General features: G+C 63.1%; 22 protein-coding genes. 8 read left to right on the top strand and 14 right to left on the bottom strand.

The annotated features are described in order from the left end of the window. Positions 1-12: 12 nt before the first annotated feature. From F9K07_RS07840 to F9K07_RS07805, 8 genes are read right to left on the bottom strand one after another with little or no spacing between them, the layout of a single operon-like run. Complete coding sequence (locus tag F9K07_RS07840) at positions 13-780, bottom strand: enoyl-CoA hydratase/isomerase family protein (RefSeq protein ID WP_236581982.1); 768 nt, start codon at positions 778-780, stop codon at positions 13-15. A gap of 22 nt (positions 781-802) precedes the next feature. Next, positions 803-1,564, bottom strand: coding sequence for an enoyl-CoA hydratase/isomerase family protein (locus F9K07_RS07835; RefSeq protein ID WP_201451533.1), 762 nt, complete (start codon positions 1,562-1,564; stop codon positions 803-805). 49 nt (positions 1,565-1,613) lie between these two features. Then, positions 1,614-2,774, bottom strand: coding sequence for a CaiB/BaiF CoA transferase family protein (locus F9K07_RS07830; protein ID WP_159591062.1), 1,161 nt, complete (start codon positions 2,772-2,774; stop codon positions 1,614-1,616). Between the two features lie 20 nt (positions 2,775-2,794). Then, the gene (locus F9K07_RS07825) at positions 2,795-3,778 is read right to left on the bottom strand and encodes a Bug family tripartite tricarboxylate transporter substrate binding protein (RefSeq protein WP_159591059.1); all 984 of its coding nucleotides are present in this window, start codon (positions 3,776-3,778) and stop codon (positions 2,795-2,797) included. A gap of 53 nt (positions 3,779-3,831) precedes the next feature. Continuing rightward, positions 3,832-5,010 (bottom strand): acyl-CoA dehydrogenase family protein, encoded by a 1,179-nt coding sequence (locus F9K07_RS07820; protein ID WP_159591056.1) that lies wholly within the window; start codon positions 5,008-5,010, stop codon positions 3,832-3,834. Further along, entirely contained in the window at positions 5,007-6,146 is a 1,140-nt protein-coding gene (locus F9K07_RS07815) for an acyl-CoA dehydrogenase family protein (protein ID WP_159591053.1), read from the bottom strand. The genes F9K07_RS07820 and F9K07_RS07815 overlap by 4 nt, the downstream gene beginning before the upstream one ends. Further along, a complete protein-coding gene (locus F9K07_RS07810; protein WP_159591050.1) occupies positions 6,143-7,297 on the bottom strand; it encodes a thiolase in 1,155 nt (384 codons plus the stop codon). Before F9K07_RS07810 ends, F9K07_RS07815 begins: the two co-directional genes overlap by 4 nt. A gap of 31 nt (positions 7,298-7,328) precedes the next feature. Then, positions 7,329-7,721 (bottom strand): Zn-ribbon domain-containing OB-fold protein, encoded by a 393-nt coding sequence (locus F9K07_RS07805; protein WP_159591047.1) that lies wholly within the window; start codon positions 7,719-7,721, stop codon positions 7,329-7,331. 229 nt (positions 7,722-7,950) lie between these two features. Here F9K07_RS07805 and F9K07_RS07800 point away from each other — a divergent pair, with 229 nt between their 5' ends. The 8 genes from F9K07_RS07800 (at position 7,951) to F9K07_RS07765 (ending at position 17,203) form a co-directional block, all read left to right on the top strand. Further along, on the top strand, positions 7,951-8,724 hold the full coding sequence (locus tag F9K07_RS07800; protein ID WP_159591044.1) for an SDR family NAD(P)-dependent oxidoreductase: 774 nt from the start codon (positions 7,951-7,953) through the stop codon (positions 8,722-8,724). A 13-nt stretch (positions 8,725-8,737) separates the two neighbouring features. Continuing rightward, complete coding sequence (locus F9K07_RS07795) at positions 8,738-10,867, top strand: acetate--CoA ligase family protein (protein WP_159591042.1); 2,130 nt, start codon at positions 8,738-8,740, stop codon at positions 10,865-10,867. Between the two features lie 46 nt (positions 10,868-10,913). Next, complete coding sequence (locus tag F9K07_RS07790) at positions 10,914-11,804, top strand: MaoC/PaaZ C-terminal domain-containing protein (protein ID WP_201451532.1); 891 nt, start codon at positions 10,914-10,916, stop codon at positions 11,802-11,804. Next, on the top strand, positions 11,801-12,958 hold the full coding sequence (locus tag F9K07_RS07785; RefSeq protein ID WP_159591038.1) for an acyl-CoA dehydrogenase family protein: 1,158 nt from the start codon (positions 11,801-11,803) through the stop codon (positions 12,956-12,958). Before F9K07_RS07790 ends, F9K07_RS07785 begins: the two co-directional genes overlap by 4 nt. A 9-nt stretch (positions 12,959-12,967) precedes the next feature. Beyond that, positions 12,968-13,957: an acyl-CoA dehydrogenase gene (locus F9K07_RS07780; protein WP_159591036.1), complete on the top strand. Its 990-nt coding sequence runs from the start codon at positions 12,968-12,970 to the stop codon at positions 13,955-13,957. A 118-nt stretch (positions 13,958-14,075) separates the two neighbouring features. Then, complete coding sequence (locus F9K07_RS07775; RefSeq protein ID WP_159591034.1) at positions 14,076-15,251, top strand: thiolase family protein; 1,176 nt, start codon at positions 14,076-14,078, stop codon at positions 15,249-15,251. A 99-nt stretch (positions 15,252-15,350) separates the two neighbouring features. Continuing rightward, on the top strand, positions 15,351-16,322 hold the full coding sequence (locus F9K07_RS07770) for a Bug family tripartite tricarboxylate transporter substrate binding protein (RefSeq protein ID WP_159596858.1): 972 nt from the start codon (positions 15,351-15,353) through the stop codon (positions 16,320-16,322). Positions 16,323-16,414: 92 nt separating this feature from the next. After that, complete coding sequence (locus F9K07_RS07765; RefSeq protein ID WP_159591032.1) at positions 16,415-17,203, top strand: enoyl-CoA hydratase/isomerase family protein; 789 nt, start codon at positions 16,415-16,417, stop codon at positions 17,201-17,203. 33 nt (positions 17,204-17,236) lie between these two features. On the opposite strand, the gene F9K07_RS07760 is transcribed toward F9K07_RS07765, so the two are convergent. The 6 genes from F9K07_RS07760 to F9K07_RS07735 form a co-directional block, all read right to left on the bottom strand. Continuing rightward, positions 17,237-18,034 carry an enoyl-CoA hydratase/isomerase family protein gene (locus F9K07_RS07760; RefSeq protein ID WP_159591030.1) on the bottom strand — a complete coding sequence of 266 codons (798 nt, stop codon included), beginning with the start codon at positions 18,032-18,034 and terminating at the stop codon, positions 17,237-17,239. A 150-nt stretch (positions 18,035-18,184) separates the two neighbouring features. Next, complete coding sequence (locus F9K07_RS07755; protein WP_201451531.1) at positions 18,185-18,967, bottom strand: SDR family NAD(P)-dependent oxidoreductase; 783 nt, start codon at positions 18,965-18,967, stop codon at positions 18,185-18,187. A gap of 12 nt (positions 18,968-18,979) precedes the next feature. Beyond that, positions 18,980-19,708 (bottom strand): SDR family NAD(P)-dependent oxidoreductase, encoded by a 729-nt coding sequence (locus F9K07_RS07750; RefSeq protein WP_159591028.1) that lies wholly within the window; start codon positions 19,706-19,708, stop codon positions 18,980-18,982. 43 nt (positions 19,709-19,751) lie between these two features. Next, positions 19,752-20,738, bottom strand: coding sequence for a Bug family tripartite tricarboxylate transporter substrate binding protein (locus F9K07_RS07745; RefSeq protein ID WP_159591026.1), 987 nt, complete (start codon positions 20,736-20,738; stop codon positions 19,752-19,754). A 33-nt stretch (positions 20,739-20,771) separates the two neighbouring features. Further along, complete coding sequence (locus F9K07_RS07740) at positions 20,772-22,979, bottom strand: acetate--CoA ligase family protein (RefSeq protein ID WP_159591024.1); 2,208 nt, start codon at positions 22,977-22,979, stop codon at positions 20,772-20,774. Further along, positions 22,976-24,115: an acyl-CoA dehydrogenase family protein gene (locus tag F9K07_RS07735; protein ID WP_159591021.1), complete on the bottom strand. Its 1,140-nt coding sequence runs from the start codon at positions 24,113-24,115 to the stop codon at positions 22,976-22,978. Before F9K07_RS07735 ends, F9K07_RS07740 begins: the two co-directional genes overlap by 4 nt. Positions 24,116-24,117: the final 2 nt, after the last annotated feature.

Below are 24,117 nucleotides of genomic sequence, written 5' to 3'. Positions count from 1 at the left end.
AGGCCGTGGCGCTCAGCGGCCTTGGAAGGTCGGCGCGCGTTTGTTGAAGAACGCTGCCAAGGCCTCCTTGAAGTCATCGGTGCGTGCAGATGCGTCGAAGGCGTCGCGTTCAGCATCGAGTTGGTTCGGAAATGCCGTCTCCGAGGATTGGCGCATCAGTTTTTTGATTCGCCCGTAGGCCCGTGTCGGGCCGGCAGCCAGGCGTCGGGCCAAGTCCAGCGTTTCCTTGCCAAGACGATCTGCAGGCACCACCCGGTTGACAATGCCCAGGCGCAAGGCTTCTGCCGCATCGAAGGTCTCGCACAAAAGAGCGATTTCGAGCGCTCTGCGCAGACCCACCACGCGCGGCAGATTCCAGGAGCCCGACACGTCGCAGCTCGCCGCGACATTCGCGTAGGCCAGGTTGAACTTGGTGCCTTCTGCGGCGATGGCGAGATCGCAGGCAAGCGACAGGCTCAAGCTGCCTCCCGCCACGGCGCCGTGCAGAGACGCGATGACCGGTGCATCGAGGCCAGACAAAATCTTGATCGACTCGTGCATCGCACCGATCAGCTCGATCGGCGTGTCGGGCCCACCATCGCGCAATGCGGCGAGATCACCACCGACGCCAAAACTACGGCCTTCCCCGCGCAAGATCACCGCACGCGTCGTGCCATCCTCGGCAATCTCGCGACACGCGGCAAGCAACGCTTCTGCCAGCGGCACGTTCAGCGCATTCAAGGCAGCCGGCCGGTTCAGGCTCAGTGTCGCGACACCGTCCTGGCGATTCAAGAGAACCATTGAATCTGGAGAGGTCTGCATATCATGTTCCGTTGAAATGGGGCGGTCTTTTTTCCGTGAACGCCGCAACGGCCTCGCGGAAGTCGGCGGTCTGCAAGGCCATCACCTGGGTGCGGTCCTCCAGCTGGAGCGCGGCCTCCAGGCTGGGGGCTTCCAGGTTGGCCCACATCAGTTGTTTGGTGTGGCGGGTGGAATAGGGACTGTTCCGCAGCACCTGGGTCGCCAGCTCCAGCGCAGACTCGACCAGAGCGGCTTCTTCCACTACCGAAGCCACCAGGCCGATGCGCTCGGCCTCGTCTGCCAGCAGCGGCCGGCCAGTGAGCATCAGTTCGAAGGCCCGCGCACTCCCCACTATCTTTGGCAGGTGGTAGCTGATGCCGCATTCACCCGCCGACAGCCCGATCTTGACTGCGCCAATGTGGAACGCCGCAGAACGCGCCGCCACGCGGATATCGGCGGCCAGCGCCATCGCGAATCCGGCGCCAACCGCCGCACCCTGCACAGCGGCGATCACCACCTGGTCGAGCGCTCGCAGCTTGCGTGACATGCCCGAGAAAAGCTGCTGAATTTCGGTCCATGCGACCACCGAGGCAGAGGTGCCCAGCAGTGCAGGTGGCAGGGCCTTCAAGTCCAGGCCGGAGCAGAACGCTGGGCCCTCTCCCGCAATGACGAGCGCCCGCAGAGAACGATCGACAGCAATGGTGTCAATCGCGTTGTGCATCTCTTGCATCATCCCAACCGTGAACGCATTCATGCGCGGGGCGCGGTTGAGTTTGAGCAACACGATGCCGTCTCGGGGCCGCGTGATGGCGATGGACTGGCTGTCCGATGGATCAGTTTTCATGTTTATGGGCCTTGCGCTGCAATATTTCTGCCGTGTGCTGACCCAACGTCGGTGCTGGCAAGGGTGCATCCGGCGCTGAGTCGGACCATTTGCCCATCGGCGCCATCTCGATCATTAGCCCTTCCGTCGGATGCTCCACCGTGCGGAAGAAGTCGACCGCTTGCAGGTGAGGATCGGATTGAATCGACAGTAGGTTGTGCAAGGGCATAACCGGAATGTCGTTCTCTGTTAGCGCATCAATCCAGTAGGCCGTCGTCTTTGTTTTGAGCGCTGCCGCCACATCGGCATACAGATCCGAAATGTGGCTCGTGCGCGCACTGAGGTTGGCGAGTCTCGGATCGGTGGCGAAGCGGTCCGGCTGTCCGATCAGCGCAAAAAAAGAGCGCCACTGTTTGTCGGTGTACACAATCGTGCAAACATGCCCGTCCAGAGTCGCATAAGCCTGGCGCGACGTGGCCAACAGCCGGCTGTACCCCGGCTCGCCGACCGGAGGCCTGAAAGTGTGCCCCGACAAGTGCTCGGCCATCACGTAGGGGACCATCGTCTCGAACATCGGGACTTCAACGTATTGGCCGCGCCCCGTCTTCATCTTGTGCACGACCGCTGCAAGTATGGCAGTGGCAGCGGCCTGCCCCACCACGCGGTCGACGATGGCGAGAGGGACGTACCGTGGCACGCCGTCGCCGACCTGCGCAATCAAAGAAGGGATGGCACACACGGCCTGGATCATGTCGTCATAGGCGGCGCGGTCCGCGTAGGGGCCGTCCTGCCCATAGCCCACGAGCGCGATGTAGATAATGCCGGGGTTGACGGATGAAACCGCTTCGTACTCAAGCTTCAAGCGCGCCATGGCCGCGGGTCGCACATTGGTGATGAAGACGTCCACGTCCTTCGCCAAATCAAGCGCCGCTTCTCGCCCTTCGACCGTCTTCAGGTCGAGAACGACACTTCGCTTGTTGCGATTGACGTGCAGAAAGCAGGCGCTCATGCCGGGGTTCAGCATGGGACCGAGGTGCCGCACGGGGTCTCCCTCCGGCGGTTCGATCTTCACCACATCAGCGCCAAGATCTCCCAGGATCTGCGTGGCAAAGGGACCCATCAAGACGGTGGTCAGGTCGAGGATCTTGAGTCCAATGAGAGGTCCGGGCACTGTGAGTTCCTTGGGGTGTTTCAGTCGAGTTTCAGGTTCAGGGGCTTGACGATCTCACCCCATTGCACGTACTCGGACTTGAGAAAATCGCCGAACTGTTTGGGACTCTTCGACGAAACGGCCTGTTCGCCACCGGCGGCTAGCTTCGCCGTGAACTCGGCGTCCGCGACAGCAGCAACCACGCCAGCGTGCAGCTTCTTGATGACGTCTGTGGGTGTGTCGGCAGGCGCCAACAAGCCGAAGTTCGTGTAAGCGATGAGTTTGGGATAGCCCGCTTCCCCCATCGTCCCGACCTCCGGCATCTGTGGCGAGCGCTCCTCGGTCATCACGCCGATCACTTTCATCTTGCCCGCGTTGTGAAGCGTGATGGCGCTGGAGAGGCCTTCGACGTTGATGTCGACACGCCCACCGAGCAGGTCGGCATACGCTGCGGCGGTACCCTTGTAAGGCACCTCGGTCATCTTGACGCCCAGGGTGCGCCCGACCCATTCGCCCAGGATGTTGGTGAGGCTCCCCGTTCCGGTCGTGGCGTAGGTGACGGGTGAGTCTTTGCTCTTGGCCCAGGCAACGAACTCCTTCATATTCTTCACAGGCACGTTGGGCGCTGCGGTGAGTGCAAACCCTTGCCGCGAGACCTGCGACACCGGTGCGAAGTCTTCGAACTTGTACGTCAGTTTGCTATAGATGTATGGGTTGATCGACGTGGTAGAACCGGGCGCCATCAGCAAGGTATAGCCGTCCTTCGGTGCACGGGCCACATAGGCGGCGCCGAGTGTGGTTGCAGCGCCCGGACGGTTTTCGACCAGCACCGTTGTCGAAAGCGTCTTGCCCATTCCCTCTGCGAGCCGCCGCGCCGTGATGTCGGTTGGCCCCCCTGCGGCATACGGAACGACGATCGTGATCGGCTTGTTGGGAAACCCCTGCGCCTGCGCGCCGAAGCCGATCAAGGTACAGGCCACCGCGGTACCCGTGCGCAAAAGCGCGCTCTTTAGAAATCGATTCATGAAGATGTCTCCTATGTTTTACGGTTAAGGTGCTGTCGGTGAAAGGCAGGCCGTTAGCGACCCGCGGAGAACATGGCGCGGGATAGGATGTCGCGCTGGATTTCGTTGGTGCCGCCATAGATGGTGCCGGGGCGGGCGATCATGGACAGCCGATGCAGGTCCAACTGCCAGTCGCCGAAGTCGCACTCGCCGGCGCTGCCGCCGCGCTCATTGGCCAGGTCGGTGACAAGGTCGGCCGTGCGCTGGAAGAGTTCAGTCGACAACACCTTTAGAACCGAATAGTCGGCATCTTCGGCGGTGTTGGCGAGCGCCGAGGCGCAAATTTCCTTGTACAGCGCACCCGCGTCGTGCAGGTCGCAAGCGATCTGGGCAAGGCGTTGGTCCGCCACTGCTGCAAGGCGCATGTCTGGCGAAGACTTCAGCATGCGCAGAAGATAGTCGAAGGTCTGCTGCGCAAGCACCGGGCTTCCGTTGATGAGGCGTTCGGTGCCCAGGAGACTCTTCGCCACCGTCCAGCCCTGATCCAGCTCGCCCACGAGGTTTTCAACTGGCACCTCCACGTTGTCGAAAAACACTTCGCAAAACTCGTCATCGCCCGCCATGTTGACGATGGGACGCACCGTGATGCCAGGCGTCTGCATGTCGCAAAGGATGAAGCTAATGCCTTGCTGTTTCTTCTCGAACTTGCCTGTGCGCGCCAAGACAAAGATATGGCTGGCGGTCGTCGCGTGACTGGTCCAGATCTTCTGTCCGTTGATCACGAACACATCGCCCCGCCGCTCAGCGGAGGTGCGCAAACTGGCGAGATCGGAACCCGCGCCCGGCTCGGAGTAGCCTTGGCACCACATGTCTTCGCAGGAAAGAATACGCGGCAGGTAGTGACCTTTCTGCGCCGGCGTTCCGTAACGGATCAGCACTGGCGCTAGCAGCGTGCCACCCACGTCCAGCACGCGCGCTGCGCCGTAGGCGTCAAATACGGCTTTGTAGACGAGCTGCTTGTCCAGGGACAAGCCCATGCCTCCGTGTTCGCGTGGCAAACCCGGTGCGCGAAGGCCATGGGAATTCAGCTGTTTCAACCAGCGCCGCTCGTCCGTTCCACGCACGCGGAGCACCACCGGCCGACGCCACTCACCGGGGTAGGCCTTTTCGAGAAAGGCGCGCAGATGCGCAGCGAACTGCTGCTCATTCATCGCATCGAGGTCTGCACCTGAAATGACGGTGTGTTTGCTCATGCGGTTGCTCCCGGTGCCAAAGCATCGCTCAGCGTGAGTGCCGCGAAACGCCGCCGGTGGGCGGGTGCGTTGCCCAGGCGCGACGCCTGCTTCAGCGCGGCGTCCAGGAACAGGCCGATATCGGCCTCTTCGGTGTAGCCGATCGCGCCGTGCAGCTGGATGGCGGCCCGGGTTATCAGAAGCGCTGCTTCGGCGCATCGGGCCTTGGCCGCAGAGACGGCGCTGATACTCGCTGTCGTCAGGGCGCCTTCCACCATTCGCACTTTTCGCGCGTGACCCCACGATGCACATGCAAGGCGCTTCTGCATGTTCAGATCCACCACACGATGGCGGATGGCCTGAAACGACGATATGGGCTGACCGAATTGCACGCGTTGCTGCAGATAGCTGACGGTCATGGCAAGTGCACCCTCTGCGATACCGGCAAGCTGCGCCGACAGCACCAGACGTGCATCCCCAAGGGCCGCGGTGATGGCGTCGCGCGCCGCGTCGCCGCGCATCAGCACCGCAGTCTCCCCAATGGCGGTATTGGCGAACTGGATGCTGGCGCTTGAGGTGCCATCGGCGCAGCGCTGCAAGCGCCGCTGCACGTCTGCTTGCGCCGGCACGACGGCGATCAGGGGTTCGCCGTCGGCAATCCCGGTCACGATCCAGTGCGTGGCATCGGCATCCACACCTTCAAACCCCCCGTTCAAGCGCCACCCACGCCCATCCGCGCTCAAGGTCGCATGCCACGGCGCTTCGATCTCACCCGCCGCCGATTGCCAAGCCAACGCAGGGCGCACCGAGCCGCTCACAAGTCCGTCTGCAAGTGCCTGGGCTGGAGCAGCGCCCTGGGCGAGCCGCGCCAGGGTAGCGGGCGCGATCGCACATTCGGCGAAAGGCTCGGGCAGCAGCGCGCCGCCCAGCCGCATCGCCAAAGCTGCGGCACTGCCGACGTCCAGATCCGAGCCGCCCATCGACTCGGGCAGTGTCATGGCGAGCCAGCCGCATTCGGCCATTCCACGCCACACGTCCGCGCTGTCGGAAGGCTCGCCTCGGCGAACGCGGCGGGCGCGCGACGGCGAATGCGCCGTACTCAGAAATCCATCTGCTCCATCGAGCAGCATGGATTCGATACCGTCTTCCGTGTTCATAGGGTTTCGCGCGTACCGAGAATGGTGGTCGCCTGGCTGGAGAGCGTGCCCCCGTTGCCGTGCGCCAAGCCCAACGTGGCACCGTGCACTTGCCGTTCACCGGCAAGCCCCATCAATTGCTGCGTGGCCTCGACCACCGTGAACAAACCATACATGCCCGGGTGCACACACGACAGGCCGCCACCATTGGTGTTGACCGGCAGTTCGCCGCCTGGTGCGATCCGGCCCCCGCTGACGAAGGCGCCGCCCTCGCCTTTTTTGCAAAAGCCCAGGTCTTCCAGAAACAGGATCGTGTTGATCGTGAAGGCGTCGTACAGCTCCACCACGTCGATGTCTTTCGGAGCGACGCCGGCCTGCGCGAATGCGCGGGCGCCCGATTGCTTTGCGGCAGTGACCGTGAGGTCCGGCATGGCGGAAATATTCAGGTGCGTGGTGGCGGCGGCGGTACCCAGAACGTATGCCGGCTTCTTGACGAGGTCAGCCGCTCGGTCGGCCCGTGTCATCACGATCGCAGCGGCACCGTCCGTGACCAGGCAACAGTCACGCACCCCCAACGGATCCGCAACCCTTCGCGCTTTCAAAACGTCTTCGATGGACAGTGCATCACGCGTGAACGCTTCCGGATTCTTCTGAGCCCACCGACGCGCCGCCACGGCAACCTCGGCGAGCTGTTCGCTCGTGGTGCCAAATTCGTGCATGTGACGAGACGCCGCCAATGCATACGCCGACACGGGCATGTTCGGCTTGTACATCGCTTCGAAGTAGGGTGGCTTCTGCGCGCTCACCAATTTGCCGGCACCAGTGCGCTGGTTGCTCCCGTAGCAGATCAGCGCCACGTCGCATTGCCCCGCGGCGAGGGCCAGCGCCGCCGTCTGAATATGGGTCAGGAAGGCGGAACCACCGGTGCGGTTGTTGTCCGTGAAGCGGGGCTGGATGCCGAGATACTCGGACACCGACAGTCCCGACAGGAAGTCGGAAGGCAGGCAGACGAAAACGCCGTCCACGTCCTTGGGTTGCAGGTTCGCCATCTGCAGGGCCTTGAGGCCCGCGCCGACGGCGAGGTCGATCGAATCAAGCCCATGGGCTTCGCCGATGCCGAAGGTGGCGGCGCCAACGATGGCGGTTTGTCCGCGGGGGAATGCGTCTTTCACGTCGTTCTTTCGCTAGTGGGATTGCGTTGAATCAGGCGGGGTGAAAAACCACGATGTGGCCTTCACCTTCCTTGACGATGCGGGCTTTGACCTTCAGTCCGATCTTGACCTCGGAGGGCGCAAGCCCTTCAACGCGCGACATCATGCGTGGGCCTTCCTCAAGGTCCACGAGCACCACGCTGTAGTCCGGCGTAGGCGGTTTCGGATGGTTCACCGTGGCGGCATACACCGTGGCATTGCCACTCGCAGCAATCCACTCCAGGTCTGTGGCACCCGTGCCCGGCTCGGCGATGCGGGGATAAAAAACACAGCGGCCGCTGCTGCGGCTGCGCTGAATCATGAAGCGCCCCTGAGCGAGAAACGCCAGATATTCCTTTTCAGGGCGTGGAATCGACGATTCGGATAAAGGCACGGATGCATCCATGGGGTCAAGCGGTGGTGGTGTGTGGGGCCGTGCGCCGCGTCGTATGAACGCGGCGCGGGAACGTGACGCGACAGCGGTCGCGATGCGCTGATTGTTGCACCGCACGGCTCTTTTAGTATAAGGGTTATCACTGAACGATCGTTAAATTACAGAACGATCGTTCAGTAAAACATTGACAGGCAAATGCGGTCGCATATAGCATCGGCGACTCACAAAAAAGGAGATATTCATGAACAAGAATCCGTTGAACCTTGAAGGCCGCACGGTCATCGTTACCGGGGCGGCCCAAGGCATCGGTCGCGGCATCGCGGAGCAGGTTCTCATGCTCGGCGGCAATGTGGCGATGGTGGACAGGAACGAGGCGGCGCTGACCGAATTAGCCAGCGGGCACGCCGGTCGCGCCATTGCCATCGCGGGCGATGTGTCCAAGCCCGAGTTCGCCACAGACGCCGTCGAAAGAACGGTTGCCGAGTTCGGCACTGTCGACTGTCTGGTCAACAACGCCGGCATCACCCGCACCGCCATGATCGACAAGATGTCCTATGAGGCATGGCAGTCCGTGATCGACGTGAACCTGTCGGGGTCGTTCCTGTTCCTGCAAGCGGTGGGGCGCAAGCTGGTCGCCAAAGCAAAGGCCGGCGACACGGCGCCTGGTGCAATCGTCAATGTGTCGTCGGACGCAGGACGGCGGGGCACCGTTGGCCAGATCAACTATGGAGCCGCCAAATCGGGCGTGCTTGGTCTCACGATGAGCGCCGCTCGCGAGTGGGCCCGCTTCGGCGTTCGCGTCAACAGTGTTTGTTTTGGCGTGATCGAGACGCCCATGACGGAAATGGCGCGTAGCGAGAAATTCAAAGACACCTATCTCGCCCAGATTCCGATGGGCCGCTGGTCAACACCGGAAGAGGTGGCGCCGGCTGTGTGTTTCTTGCTCTCCCCTGCAGCGTCGTACATCACAGGCCAGCATCTGTCGATCAACGGTGGTTACCACATCGGCTTCTGATCGAGGCTTGTCTATGCCGCGCCCTCTCTACCGCCACGCCGATCTGCATCGGCTTGTACATCCCGCCAGCATCGCCATTGTGGGCGCCTCCAACCGCCCCGGCGCTTTCGGCCAGCGCGTGTTCGAGAACCTCGCCGCATACCAAGGCAAGCTCTACCCCGTCAACAGCCGTTACAGCGAAGTCGCAGGACACACATGTTTTGCCTCCTTGTCCGAACTGCCGGATAGCCCCGATCTGGTCATCATCGCCGCGCCGAGAGACGAAGTCGAAGCCATCGTCGATGAGTGCTGCCGCGTAGGTGCTGGCGGTGCCATCGTCTATGCGTCTGGCTTCGCGGAGATGGGCCGTCCGCCGTTCGTGGAGTTGCAGGCCCGCATTGTCGAGAAGGCCCGCAGCGGTGGCGTTCGCCTTGTCGGGCCGAACAACATCGGCATCGTGAATTCGAGCCTGGGCGCTCTTTGCACCTTTCTCACGCCGATGCGCGTAGGCGAATCCGGCGCTCCGCCGGTTGGCCTCGTCAGCCAATCCGGCGCGCTCGGCTTCGCGCTGGCCCAAGCGGTTGAGCACGGCGTGGCCCTCAGCCATGTCCTGACGTGCGGCAATTCTGCGGACGTGGATGTGGCGGACTACGTCGCCTATCTGGCCGAAGAGCCCAGTTGCAAGGCGATCGCCTGCCTCTTCGAAGGCATGCCCGAGCCGATGCGGATGATCGAGGCGTGCACCCTTGCCCGCAGCGCGGGCAAGGCGGTCATCATGTTCAAGATCGCCACCGGCGAACAGGGTGCTGCTGCCGCGCTGTCGCACACCGGCTCACTGGCCGGCGCCAACGACGCCTACACCGCGGCCTTCGAGAAGTCGGGAGCGGTCGTGGTGGACGACTACGAGGATCTGCTGGAGACAGCCGCGTTCTTCGCCAAGGCCGGGCGCTGCACAAGCCCGGGTGTCGCCGTGCTGTCGACATCGGGCGGAGCGGCCATCATGGCTGCGGACAAGGCCGAGATCCACGGCGTTCCGCTGCCCCAGCCAGCGCCCGAAACGACCGAGGTGTTGCTGGGTCTGATTCCCGAGTTCGGGTCGGCGCGCAATCCGTGTGACGTGACCGCGCAGGTCGTCAGCGATCCAGTCCCTTTCAGAAAGGCCGCAGGCGCCCTGGTGGGGGATGAAGCCTATGGTGCTCTCGTCGTTCCGATTCCCTATGCCTATGAACCGGTGGTATCGCGCGTCGAGCTGTTGAACGATCTGGCTCGCGACATGGGCAAGCCGGTGTGCATCGTCTGGCTGCCCATGTGGCACGAGGGCCCGGGGTCTCGCACGGCCGATGCTGGCGACAAGGTGGCCATGTTTCGTTCGATGGGCAACTGCTTCGCCACGCTGGCACGCTGGCGGCGGTGGAGCGACGCGCAAACCCTTCTCCAGGTACCCGCAGCGTCCGCGACGCCGCGCGACTTGCACGCCAAGACCGCAGGTGCGCTGACGTCCACCAAAGGGTCTGTGCTGAGCGAGCGACCGGCGAAGGCGCTGCTCGCAGCGTATGGCATTCCGATGATTGCCGACGTGTTGACGGCATCTGTCGAGGCCGCCATTGCTGCCGCCAAGGGACACTACCCGGTCGTTCTCAAGGCCGAGTCCGCCCGCATTCCGCACAAGACAGAGGCTGGCGTCGTCAGGCTGTCCATCGGCGACGAGGCTGCCCTGCGCATCGCGTATGACGAAGTGATGGCCAATGCGTTGAAGGTCGCACGCCCCGAGGACATCAACGGCGTTCTGATACAGGAAATGGTCCCGCAAGGTGTGGAGGTCATTGTCGGCGCGCGCATCGACCCCATGTTTGGCCCGCTGGTCATCGTGGGGCTTGGCGGGATCATGGTCGAGCTGTTGCGGGACAGTGCCGTGGCACTGGCGCCGGTGAGCGAAATCGAGGCACTCGGCATGCTTCGTCGACTGAAGGGATTCGCACTGCTTGAGGGATTCCGTGGCAGTGCGCCGGTGGACGTGAACGCATTGGCGAAGATCATTTGCCGCGTGGGAGATTTCGCGCACGACCACCGCGAGCTGATTGCCGAGCTGGACGTGAACCCGCTGATTTGCAGCGGCGACCGCATTGTGGGCGTTGATGCACTCATCGCGCTGAAATCCACCTAAGCCCCATGAGCGTGACACGATTTTTTGCGGAGGTTCGGCTGTGCCCATGAATTCAGAGGCCGTTCTAGGCTTTCATTTCCCCCCAGTGAGGCAAACCCTTACCGATACCGACTGCATGCTCTACGCCCTTTCCATCGGGTTGGGCAGCGACCCCATGCGAGAGGACGAGCTCGGGTATGTGTTCGAGGAAGACCTCCGCACATTTCCAACCATGCCTGTGGTGCTGGGCCACCCCGGGACCTGGTACAAGCATCCGGGTCTTGGCATCACCGCGAGCATGATCGTGCACGGGACGCAGCGCATCGAGATTCACAGTCTGATGCCACCCGACGCTTCTTTGCTGGTCCACCACCGCAACATCGAAGTCACAGACAAGGGCGCCGACAAGGGTGCGATTTTTGTCACCGAGCGCACGCTCACGGACGAATCGACGGGTCGGGTGTTCGCGCGGCTGGAAAACGCCACGTTCTGCCGAGCCGATGGCGGATTCGGCGGAAACCCACAGTCGATGCGCGAGTTCGCCCCGCTTCCCGAGGGCCCGCCCGACGTATCCGTCGAGATGCCAACGGCCTTGAACCAGGCGCTGTATTACCGGCTCAACGGCGACCGTAACCCGCTGCATGCGAGCCCCGCCTTCGCTGCAAAAGCAGGGTTCCCACGCCCGATTCTTCACGGACTCTGTTCGTTCGGGATCGCAGGGCACGCTCTGTTGCGCGCAGGCGTTCAGAGCGCGCCTCTGCGTATGCTGGAAGTGCGGTTCTCCAAGCCTGTGTTTCCCGGAGAAACGCTGCGCTTCGACATCTGGAAAGAAGGCCAGGGCCAATACGCTTTCCGTGCACATGTCGACGCTCGCAAGCTGGTCGTGCTGGACCGTGGACGGGCGTCGTTCCGTGATTTCGCTCCACCCGAATCCCCTTCTGAACGGGCACAGCCATGAACAGCTTCATTGACCATTTCAACATCGCGCGCATGCCCGCAGCGGCTGAAGCGTTCCGCGTCGAAGTGCGCGACTTCCTCGCTGCAGAGGCGCCGTCCGCACCCGCAGACGCAAGAGCGCGTTCGTGGGTCGCTGCCGACCCGGCCTTCAGCCGCAAACTCGCGCAGCGAGGCTGGGTGGGTGTGACGCTGCCCAAGGCATACGGCGGCGCTGAGCTGGACGCGTTCCACCGATTCGTGCTGGTGGAGGAACTGTTGGCCTCGGGCGCGCCGGTGGCGGCCCACTGGGTGGCGGACCGGCAAAGTGGGCCGCTGATCCTGCGCTTCGGCAGTCCGTTTCAAAAGGACTTTTACCTGCCCAAAATCACCGCCGGTGAAGCGTTCTTCTGTATCGGAATGAGCGAGCCGAACTCGGGCTCCGATCTGGCGAGTGTGCGCACGCGGGCCACCAAGGTCGACGGTGGATGGAAGCTCAACGGAAGCAAGATCTGGACGACCAACGCACACCATTGCCGCTACATGATCGCCTTGGTGAGATCCTCGGGAACGGTTGAAGACCGCCAGAAAGGTTTGTCCCAGTTCATTGTCGATCTGCAGCTGCCCGGTGTGGTGGTCCGCACGATCGAAGATATGACCGGAGACGCTCACTTCTGCGAAGTGCTCTTCGATGATGTCTTGTTGAGCGACGACGCGCTCGTAGGTGCCGAGGGCGCTGGCTGGTCTCAAGTCAACGCCGAGCTTGCGTTCGAACGCAGTGGGCCCGAGCGGCTGTACTCGAGTGTGGTGCTGATCGATTGCTGGATCGAAAAACTGCGCACGCGCGGCACTCTCGATGCGCATGTGGAGACGATCGGGCGCTTCGCCACGCAGCTGACCGCCCTGCGGGAGATGTCGCTTTCCGTGACCGCGCGGCTTGCGGCTGGAGAGACTCCGCTGGTGGAGGCCGCGGTGGTCAAAGACGCAGGCACCGAGTTCGAGCAGATGGCACCGGCCATCATCGAGGGCCTGTTGGGTTCTGACCCTGCGGATCGGCTCGACGACGAACTCGTGCGCGCCTGCGCCTACCTCAGTCAGTTTTCTCCCACCTTCTCGTTGCGCGGGGGCACACGCGAAATCCTGCGCGGCATGATTGCGCGCGGTCTGGGTCTGCGTTGAAAGAAAACCATGTTCACAGACGCACTTGAAAACATCCTTCGTGACCACTGTTCGCCCGACGCTGTGCGTCGGGTCGAAGCGGGGACAAGCCCTTTGCCCATCTGGACAGCGATTGCCGACGCCGGATTCCTGGAGCTGTTCGCACCGGAAGCCGCAGGCGGAGCGGGTTTGTCGCTGCAGGACCAGTTCCGCATCCTGGTGTTGCTGGGTCGGTACGCTGTGCCGCTCCCCATCGCGCAGAGTCTCGTGGCCCGCGCGCTGATTGACGATGCACCGCCCGGGCTGTTGACCATGGCACCGGCCGTCCTCAAGGATTCGACCGGCTGGCAATGCCCACAGGTTCCGTTCGGCGTCTTGGCAGACCATGTGTTGGCCGATGATGGGAAGGACTTGCTGCTGTTCGATTGCCGCCACGCCGAACGCCGGGCTTCAGGCGTTCATCGCAGCCAGGTGGCCACGCTGATCTTTGGCAAAGACGCCGTACCGGTTCGTGTGGCGCGTTGCGATGACGCACATGCAGCGTACGGCGCAGCCCTGCATGCCTGCCTCATGGTCGGCGCGATGAGCGTTGCGTTCGAAATGACCTTGCAATACGGAAACGATCGCGCGCAGTTCGGCAGGCCCATTGGAAAATTCCAGGCGATTCAGCACAACTTGGCCGTGATGGCCGAACACGTCGTCGCCGCAAGGGTGGCGGCAGAGGCGGCATTTCAGGGAAGTGGAAATGCTCCTGGCCTGCTGCCTGCCGCCATTGCCAAGGCCGTTGCCAGCGAAACCGTGACCAAGGTGGCCGCCATTGCCCATGCGGTGCACGGCGCCATCGGGGTGACGCAGGAGTTCAACCTCCAGCTCCACACGCGGCGCCTGCACGAATGGCGCATCGCCCACGGTTCGGAGTCTTATTGGCACAAGGTCGTGGGCAAGGCTGTGATCGACGCAGGCACGTCGATCGTGGAATTTGCTCGCAACGCGGACGCGCGTCGAGTCTTTGAAAAATGAGGTGTGACGCGTGCCGCTTCGCGGCGAGCAACACGCCACAGATCGAGCGCACCAGCTGAGGGCGCGCGTTGCCGATACGGCGCATGCCCGTTGTTGGAATCTTTGGAAGGAATTTGATATGTCTGAAGCGGTGATCATCGAGGCGGTGCGCACGCCGTTCGGCAAGCGAAAAGGTGTGTTGCGCGACCACAGGCCGGACAGCCTGCTGGCGGGAACGCTCCAGGCCCTGGTTCAACGGGCGGGACTACCGGCCGGCAAGATCGAGGATGTCATTGCCGGTTCCGTCAGCCAGGCGGGCGAACAGTCTGCCAACGTCGCGCGCCTCGCCGTGATGCTGGCGGGCTTTCCGACGTCTATCGCAGGCGTGTCGCTCAACCGCATGTGCGGCTCCAGTCAGCAAGCCGTTCATTTCGCCGCCCAGGCGGTGAGCGCGGAGGACATGAAGTACGCGATTGGCTGTGGCGTCGAGAGCATGACCCGCGTGCCGATGTTCCTTGACCTGACTTTGGGCAAGAAGGACTTCACCGGGTTCGAAGACCTCAACCCCGACCTCTTTCTGCACCACGCCCTCGTTCACCAGGTGGAAAGCGCGGAACGCATCGCAGACCACTGGAAGATTTCCAGATCGCAGGTGGACGAATTTTCGATCGAGAGCCATCGAAGAGCACAACTTGCCGCCGTCGAGGGTCACCACAAGGAACTCATCGAAGTGGGAGGTGTCGATCCTGAAGGCAATCCCATCGATCTGGTCAAGGACGAGGGTATCCGGGCCAACATCGATACGGCCCGGATGTCGACCATGAATCCGGTGTTCCGCGCGCCCGGTACCGGCGTCGTCACGGCCGCGAACGCCAGCCAGATTTCAGACGGCGCATCCGCCGTGCTGGTCGCCGACCGCGCGACCGCGCTGGCCGACGGCTTCACCCCGCGTGCCAGATTCCGCGCACGCGTAGTGGTGGGCTCCGATCCGGTGATGCAGCTCACGGGCGTCATTCCGGCGACCGAGAAGGCGTTGCGGATGGCAGGCTTGTCCATCGCGGACATCGACTGGTTCGAAATCAATGAGGCTTTCGCCAGCGTAGTCCTTGCTTGGGCAATCGAGTACAAACCCGACATGGAAAAGGTCAACCCATGGGGCGGCGCGATCGCGCATGGACATCCACTGGGTGCAAGCGGTGCGGGCTTGATGGCCAAGATGCTTCACGGCATGGAAGCAACAGGTGCCCAGTTCGGCATGCAGGTGATGTGCATTGGTCACGGCCAGGCGACTGCCACCGTCATCGAACGCATCTGACCGTGGTCGGACCGCAATTGTTGCGTACCGGTCCCGGCCTTTCTTCGATTTGAAGATGGCCGGTTCAACCACCGCTTCTCCAAAAATGACTTGCCCGAGATGATCACAATGAAACGACTTTCCGTGGTGCTCGCGCTCCTGCTTGCGTCGCTTTCCGCCACCGCGGCCGATCCCTACCCTTCGCGCCCGATACGGATGGTGATCGGCTTTGCGCCAGGCGGCCCTACCGACGTTGCGGCGAGGCAGTTCGCTGCGCACATGGGCGATGTGTTGGGTCAAGCTGTTGTGGTGGACAACAAGGCGGGCGCCGGCGGAATGCTGGCCACCACGACGGTGATCGCTGCGCCGCCCGACGGCTACACGATCCTCTTCAACACGTCCTCACTGGTCCTGCAGCACCTGCTTTCCAACAACGCCAAATACGACCCGCTCAAAGACTTGACCGCTGTCGTTCGGACCTCCGGCGTGCCCCTGGTCTTGACAAGCTCGCCGTCAGTACCGGCCAAGACGCTTCCTGAGCTTATGGCTCTTGCCGCGAAGGGCCCGAGCAAGATGAACTTCGGATCGTCCGGCGCAGGGACCATTGACCACTTGGCTTTTGCATTGCTTGCCAATTTGCTCGCCATGAAATTCGAGCATGTGCCCTACAAAGGACAAATGCCGGCGTATACAGATTTGATGAGCGGGAACATTCAGGTGTTGATGAGGACCATCAATACCGTGCAACCTTTCGCCGTGGACAAGAAGATGAATGCCTTGGCCATCGCCTCGGCGAACCGGTCGCCCTTGATGCCGAACGTGCCGACCGTCAGTGAGGCAACAGGGTTGAAAGATGTGGCGCTGACGGCCTGGACGGGCATCATGGCGCCGCTGAACACGCCGCCAGAGATCGTCGAAAAGCTCAACCAAGCGGCCAACCACGCCTTGAAAGACAAGGCGTTCCTGGACAAGCTGCGGGCCAGTGGTTCTGAACCTTACGGGGGAAGCGCCGAAGAATACAGAGCATTCCTGCGAAGCGAAACCGCCCGTTGGAAGGTCGTGATCGAGCGCGCTGGCGTCGAGAAGCAATAACGTTTCTCCTCTGTTTCGCCTCCCTCGGTCACCCTATTTTCATCTACTCCGACGGGCCTTTGCCAAGACCCGCCGAATTTCTTCATATCAGCATGTCCCAAGAACTGCTCTTCGATCAACAAGATGGGGTCGCAACGATCACCCTGAACCGTCCGGAACTTCTCAACGCCTTCACGCCTTCGATGATTGACGCCTGGGCCGAGGCTTTGCGCGAGTGCGCGCGCGACGAGCGCTGCAAAGCAGTGATCGTGACGGGCACCGGCAGAGCCTTTTGTTCCGGCGGAGATACGAAGGCCATGGGCAAAGGCGCCCAAGAGCAAGCGTCCGACCAGAAGGCCTGGCTTTGGGAACATGTGCAGCAGGTGCCACTTGCAGCCGCGGCTTTGGACAAGCCCCTCTTGTCCGCCATCAATGGTTTGGCGGTAGGCGCTGGGCTTGATCTGGCCTTGCTCGGCGACCTCCGATTCTGTGCAGAAGGTGCGCGCTTTGCTGAAACCTACGTGAAGATGGGGCTCGTGCCAGGCTCTGGCGGCGCGTGGTTGCTTCCTCGCATCGTCGGGCTGTCGAAGGCGCTCGAAATCCTCTGGTTGGGCGAGTGGATCGAGTCAGGAGAAGCCGAGAGGATTGGACTCGTCAACAAGGTATACCCCGCCGACCAACTGATGCCTCAAGTCATGGAGGTGGCACTGCGCATGGCCTCCGGACCTACGGTCGCGACCCGGATGATGAAGCGACTCGCCGTCTCGAGTGCTGCAACAGACTTCAAGACACACCTGGACATGGTGTCGTCCCACTTGGCCGTCACGGCCTCGACAGCGGACCATCGCGAGGCGGTCACTGCCCGCGCAGAAAAGCGCAGTCCCGTTTTCACGGGTCGCTGAATATTGCCGGCACCCCGTCAAGGGTGCCTTCCTTCATCGCTTGTCTTGCGGCCAGGTATAGAGCGCAGGCTCCTTGGCCAGGAAGCGCCGGGCAGCCTCTTGGTGGAAACCACTCTCCCGCGCCATCGCCTGTGCCATGGCTTCTTGAGCCAGCACGCTGGGCAGGTCCGACTCGAAGGCTCGGTTCATGACCGCCTTGGCCAGACCCAGCGCACCCGACGGTGCATGCTCGAATCGCGATGCGAGTTCGAGCGCGTCTTGCAGCACGTCGGTATCGCTCAGTCGATGCACCAGGCCCAGGCGCTGGGCCTCGGCAGCCTGCACGACACGCGCGCTGAACACCAGTTCCTTTGCATGGGAGAGACCGACGGCGCGCGGTAGCAGGTACATCGCGCCCAGATCCGGCACGTAGCCCAGCCGGGCGAAGACGGCACAGAACGAAGCTCGTGGCGTGGCCAACACAAAATCGGCGGCCAGCGCCAGCGAAAGGCCAGCGCCGAAGCACACACCGTCCACAGCCGCAATGACAGGTTTCTCCAGGTTCACGAATTCGTCGAACCAACGATGCATCTTGCGCAAGCGCTCGCGCCCCTCGTAGATGTCGCGCGCGCCTTGCGCGCCTTCCGTGATGGCGCGAACATCGCCGCCTGCGCAGAAGTGGCCACCCGCCCCTGTGAGCACGATCGCCTTGATCTCCGGGTCGTCGCGGACTTGGGAAATGGCGACATCGAGCGCGGCGCGCAGTTCGAGATCCAGCGCGTTGCGCTGCGCCGGGCGGTTCAGGGTCAGGACGGCGGTCGCCGAATGACGGGTCAGTTCAAGCACAGACATTGAGGATCCTATGGTGTTCTCAGTAGCGAATCTGCATCAGTACAGACGGGCCGTTCCTGGCACGCAGGGCAGCCTATGTCGGCGACCCGTCTGCGTCCAATATCGTTTGGCGCGAACCCTATCGCGATTTCATATGAGATCGCCTGCGCGCTACTGCGTCGATTTAGCCGAGAACCGGCTCCTCAAGACACCGGCCGACATCGCGCCATCGACGGTGTACTCACCGCCAGAGACGTAGGCTGCGGCGTCGGACGCGAGAAATGCAACCACAGACGCCACCTCTTCCGCACGGCCCGCGCGGGCCAGCGGCACGGACGCACCGACCTCCCGAATCCGGTCATGGCCCATCTCTTCGTGGTTCATGGGTGTATCGATCAAACCCGGATGCACCGAGTTGACACGAATGCCGTACTGTCCGAACTCTACGGCTGCCACCTTGCTCATCCCGCGCACCGCCCACTTGCTTGCGCCGTAGGCCACGGAGTTCTGGTTGCCGCGCAGCCCAGAGGTTGAAGAAATATTGACGATCGAACCGCCGCGCTCTTTCATCGCGGGCAGCACCGCGCGCATGCCCAGGAATGTGCCGGTCTGGTTGACGCGGACGATGCGTTCAAAAAGCGCCAACGAGGTATCGGCGATCGGCGCGGTATGGAAGATGCCTGCGCTGTTGACAAGCACATCGATGCGGCCATACCGCGATTGGCACTGGTTGACAGCGCGTCCCCATTCCACCTCGTCGCCGACGTCCAGGTGCACGAACAGCGCGTTCTCCAGTTCCGCCGCAAGGGACAGACCCAGCGCTTCGCGCACATCGGCCACCACGACCGAGGCGCCCGCCTGCGCCATCTGGCGCGCAACGGCCTCTCCGATGCCACGAGCAGCTCCCGTGACCAGCGCGACCTTGCCGCGCAGTCCCATGTTGTTTTCCATCATGCTTCTCCGAGGTCAGTTGAACCAGCGGCCGCCATTGACGATCAAGGTCTGGCCTGTGACAAACCGGCTTGCCGCGCTGGCGAAGAAGCGCACGGCGTGGGCGATGTCTTCGGGGTCGCCGAGCATGCCAAGAGGGGTTTGCTCAACGATCCGGTCGATGGCCGCCTGCGGATGCGCGTCCATGGCCCGGGTACGGATGTAGCCCGGCGCGACCGTGTTCACGTTGATGTGGAACGGGGCCAGCTCGCGGGCGATAGCGCGTGTGAATCCGATGATGCCGGCTTTGGCCGCCGCATACGGCGCGTTCTGCAACGGCCCGACGAAAGCCGAATCCGACGAGATGTTGATGATCTTTCCGCCTTTGCGGGCCTTCATCCCCGGAATCACGTGCTGGCAACAAGCCATCGCGGGCTTCAGGCACACGTCCAGCATCAGATCGCATGCTTCGGAGCTCACCGTTTCAAACGGCGCCATCGCCTCGCGCAGGCTGTGGCCCACGTTGTTGACCAGGATGTCAACCTGACCGAGATCGCGGTGGATGGCGCTGAAGACCTGGTCGATCTCATTGCGCCGCGTGAAGTCGACTACGTAGGTCTCTACGCGGGCGCCACTGCCCCGCAGTTGCGATGCCAGGTCGGCCAAGGCCGACGCGTCGCGGTCCATGAGCGCCAGAACCGCCCCGCCCTCTGCAAGATTCACCGCGATGGCGTTTCCGATCCCGTGAGCGGCGCCGGTGACCACTGCAATTTTTCCGTCAATTTTCATGGCTCAGTGCTTTCCCGCGTCATTCGAGTTGGAGCGACAAATCCTTCACTAGCTTGCCCGTGATGGAAACCTGCTGCTGAAGAAAGCGCTGAAATTCCTGCGGCGTGCTCTGCACCGTCTCGAGGCCGCGGCGCGCCCAGGTCTGCTTGAGCTGCGGGTCCTTGATGATCTCGGTCACCGCGCTGTGAAGGCGTGCGATCACGTCAGGGGGCGTTCCGGCCGGGGCGAACAGGCCATCCCAGGCTCCGCGCACATATTGCGGCATGCCCGACTCCGACACGGTGGGCACATCTGGGAGTTCGGCTAGCCGGTTGGCGCCCGTCACCGCCAGTGCGCGCACCTTGCCGGCGCGGATGTGCGGCCCCGCCGAGGTGAACGCGTCGAACATCATGTCGATCTGCCCTCCCACCAGATTGGTCAACCCTGGAGCGCTCCCGTTGAACGGAACGTGCAGCAGCTTGATGCCCGCCATCTGCTGAAACTCTTCGGCCTCCAGGTGCGGCGATGTGCCGGTGCCCGCTGTGCCGCAGGTGATCTTGCCGGGATTGGCCTTGGCACGCGCGATCAGTTCGGCCAGGTTGTTCACGGGCAGCACCGACGGGTTGACCACGATCAGGTGGTTGTCAAAGCCGAACTGGGTGATCGGGGCAAACTCCTCGATCTTGTGCAGTGGCTTGCGGTACACCATCGGCGCGGTGACGAAAGAAGACGAGGCAACGAGCAGGGTGTAGCCGTCCGGCTCCGAACGCGCCACCTGCTGTGAGCCAATCATCGTGCTGGCACCCGGCTTGTTTTCGATCAGAACGGTCTGCCCGAGCACCGTTGCCAGCCGCGTGCCGAGCTCGCGCGCCATGGCGTCCAGCGATCCGCCAGCCGCGTAAGGAACGATCAGGCGTATGGGTTTCCTGTCCGGATATTTCTGCGCAAAGGCGGCGGGGACATACGAAGCTGCAGCGGCGGCTCCAAGCGCTGCAATCACGTTGCGTCTGGAAGGCGAGTGGGTCATGGTTGTCTCCTTGTTGGACTGATGGGATGAAGTTCAGGCGGAAAGCACGAGCACAGATTGCGGTGGCACGGCGGTGCGGCGATCGAACGCCTCTCGAATCACCAGCGCGTCGACGGCGACGATCCGGCCGCCCGTGCAGATCAGCGGGTTGACATCGATCTCGACGATGTCGTTGGGAAAGTCAGCGGCAAGCAACGACACCCGAACGATCGCATCGGCCAGGGCATCGACGTCGACCGGCTCGCTGCCCCTGAATCCGCGCAGCAAGGCCGCGCCCTTGAGGCGCTGCAACATCGCGAGCGCGTTGCTGTGCGTGACCGGGGCGAGCGCGACCACGGTGTCGCTCAACAGCTCGACCATCACGCCGCCGAGCCCGACCACGATCAGCGGACCAAACAGCGGATCGCGCCGGGCGCCCACCATGATCTCAAGCCCCTGCTCCACCATCTGCTGCACCAGGATGCCCTGCAGGCGCACGTGCGGCCCGACGGCACGGGCACGCTTCTCGATCAGCGCGTGTGCCTCGCGCACCTGGGCTTCGTCGCGCAGATTCAACTGCACCACGCCAGCCTCTGTCTTGTGAGGAAGATCGGGTGACTCGGCCTTGAGCACCACGGGCCAACCCATGGATGCCGCTACGCGTGCTGCCTGCGCGGCGTCTTGCACCAGGTGCTCCTGCACGACCGGAATTCCGTAGGTCGCGAGCAAGGCCTTGGCGGTGCGTTCCGTCAAGACGTTCTCGGCCGAGTTTTCAAGCAGGCGCAGAGCGCAAGCGTGGTCCTTGGACGCCTGCAGCGATTCATCGCGCGAGGAGGATGGAGCGAGCCCGCTCACCCGCATGGCATGGTGCGATTGCCACATTTTGATGGTGGCAAAGCAGCGGTCTATTGAGCGGAACAGCGCCACGCTGTCGTTCATGTCCGTCTCGCGTGCGCCCGGGCCGGAAAGCCACTGTGACACGAGCACATTGCAGGCCATTTTTCCTTCGGCCCGCGCCAGCCGACCCACAGAGGCAATGCGTGGCACAGCGAACTCGTAGGCCTGTGGCTGCGCCATCACCAGCACGCCGAACGCGGGGTCCGCCAGCAGCGCGTGGGCGCAAGCCTCCAGCGACTCAGGATCGGCCATGACTTGCGCCGTGACATCACAGGGATTGCGTGCGGAACCAAAATCCGGAATACGGCTTTCCAGCACGCGCGTTGCCTCCGCCCGCGGCTGCGGCATGGCAACCCCGCGGGCCTCAGCCGCGTCCGCCGACATGATGGCCGCGCCGCCCGACGTGCTGATGACCGCCACGCCCTGCGCCAAAGGAGCCGGCGCCTTGGCGAAGAAGCCAGCGACTTCCAGAATGTCTTCGTAGCGGTCGACGATGATGGCGCCGACACTCTCGAAAGCCGCGCGGTAGGCCTCGTTGGAGCCGGCCATGGCGCCGGTATGCGAAGCCGCGGCTTCGGCGCCACTTTGGCCCGTCGCGATCTTGCAGACCACAAGCGGGCGTCCCGCCTCCCACGCGATTTGGGCGGCCTCCAGCAACCGACGCGGTTGCGCAAGTCCCTCGAAGACGCAGGCGATCACGCGGCAGTGCGGTGCTTCGGCAAGGTAGGCCACGAGGTCGGCCACGTCCACGTCGCACGCGTTGCCGGTGCTGAGCACATGGCTGAACGACACGCCCTGCTCGGCCGCTTGGCCCAGCGAGTTCGACAGCGCGCCCGACTGGCTGGCCACGCCGATTGAGACCGGCCGAGGCACGCCCCCCGGGGTGTACGCCACGAACGACAGAATCGTCTCGGCCGCATAGTTCGCAAGCCCCATGCAGTTGGGCCCGAGGATGCGCACGCCACTTCGCGCCGCAATCGCCGACAAACGCTGCTGCAGTTCGGCCCGCCCGGGCAGCGAGGTCTCGGCATAGCCAGAGGCATACACGATCACACCGCCCACACCGAGCTCCTCGCATTCCAGCACATAGCCCTCGACGGCATCCCGGCCGACGGCCAGGATCACGCAGTCGGGCACGCGCGGCAACGCGCGGATGGATGGGTAGCACCGTTGATCACCGATCGATTCGTACCGGCTGTTGACCAACAAGATCTCGCCGTCATAGCCGGCAAGGTTCGCCTGGGTGAGCGCGCCGAAGGCGCCTTCACGGGACGAGGCACCCACAATGCAGATGCTTTTCGGCTCCAGCAGCCGGACGAGATCGCTGCGCCGGTACACCGCCCGTTCTGAGGAAATCGGGTTCATGCAATGGCCTCAAGAGAGAAAGTTCCGACGTGCGCGGACGATGCCGCATAGCGGTCCGCGTGATAGCCCGCGTTGCCCCAAGTGAGATCGATCGCCAACAGGCGCTTGAAGCAGCGCGAGGCTTCCAGTTCTTCCGTCACGCCCATACCGCCGAACAGCTGAACGGCCCATTCGCCCATCTGGCGGCCGTGCTGGCCGATCAGCGCCTTGGCAGCCGAGACCGCGCTTCTGCGCTCAATGGGCGAATCGCCGTCGATGCCAGCCGCCGCGCGCAAGGCCATCGAATGCACCTGCTCGGCCAGCACCAGCATCTCGACCGCGCGGTGCTGCAGCGCCTGAAACTTGCCGAGCGGCTGGCCGAACTGCGTGCGCGACTTGAGGTGCTCTACCGTGAGATCGAACAATCGGTTCATCAGCCCGCTGGCCTCCGCGCAATGCGCGGCGCGGCCACGGTCCAGCGCTTCGTCCAACAGTTCCGCGGGTGCATCAGGGCCGCGGCTTTCGAGCCAATGGTCCACGCGCACCTCGGTGCCGTCGAATGTGACTTCTGCCGCACGCCGACCATCGATGGTCGGCAGCATCGACAGGCGCACGCCCGGTGCGTCGGTATCGACGAGAGCCAGCCTGATCTGTCCAGGCCGTTCGCCCGCCACGGTCACGATCAATGTCTTTGCAAGGTCCGCGTCGATCACCGCAGACTTGCCGCCATACAGCCGACCGTCGACGCAACGCGTTCGCGGTTGATCGAAGCGGAACGAGGGCTCGTCTTCAACCATGGCGAGCGCGAAGGTGCGACTGCCCCCGATCAGCTCACCCAGGTAACGATCACGAACCGGTTCGCCCGCCGTCCTGGCCAGGAGTGTCGCGCTGACCAGGCTGTTGCTGATGAAGGGCTGGTCCAGACAGCGCCGGCCGATGGCCTGCATCACGATGAATGCATCAGTTGCGGGACGGGCCAGGCCGCCGAGTTCGGCCGGAACATGCAGTCCTGCCAGGCCGAGCTCCGACAGCGTTGCCCAGCGCCTGAGTGCAATGGCCTTCGCGTCTCCATTGGCTTGTGCCGCGTATTCCTTGTCGGCCCAGCGCGTCACTGTGTCGGCCAGCAAGGTCTCTTCTTCGTCGTAAGAAAAATTCATCG

This window comes from Hydrogenophaga sp. BPS33 (assembly GCF_009859475.1).
GTDB lineage: Bacteria > Pseudomonadota > Gammaproteobacteria > Burkholderiales > Burkholderiaceae_C > Hydrogenophaga.
The sequence above is the reverse complement of the archived record's forward strand: the minus strand, read 5'-3'. Positions and strand labels throughout refer to the sequence as shown.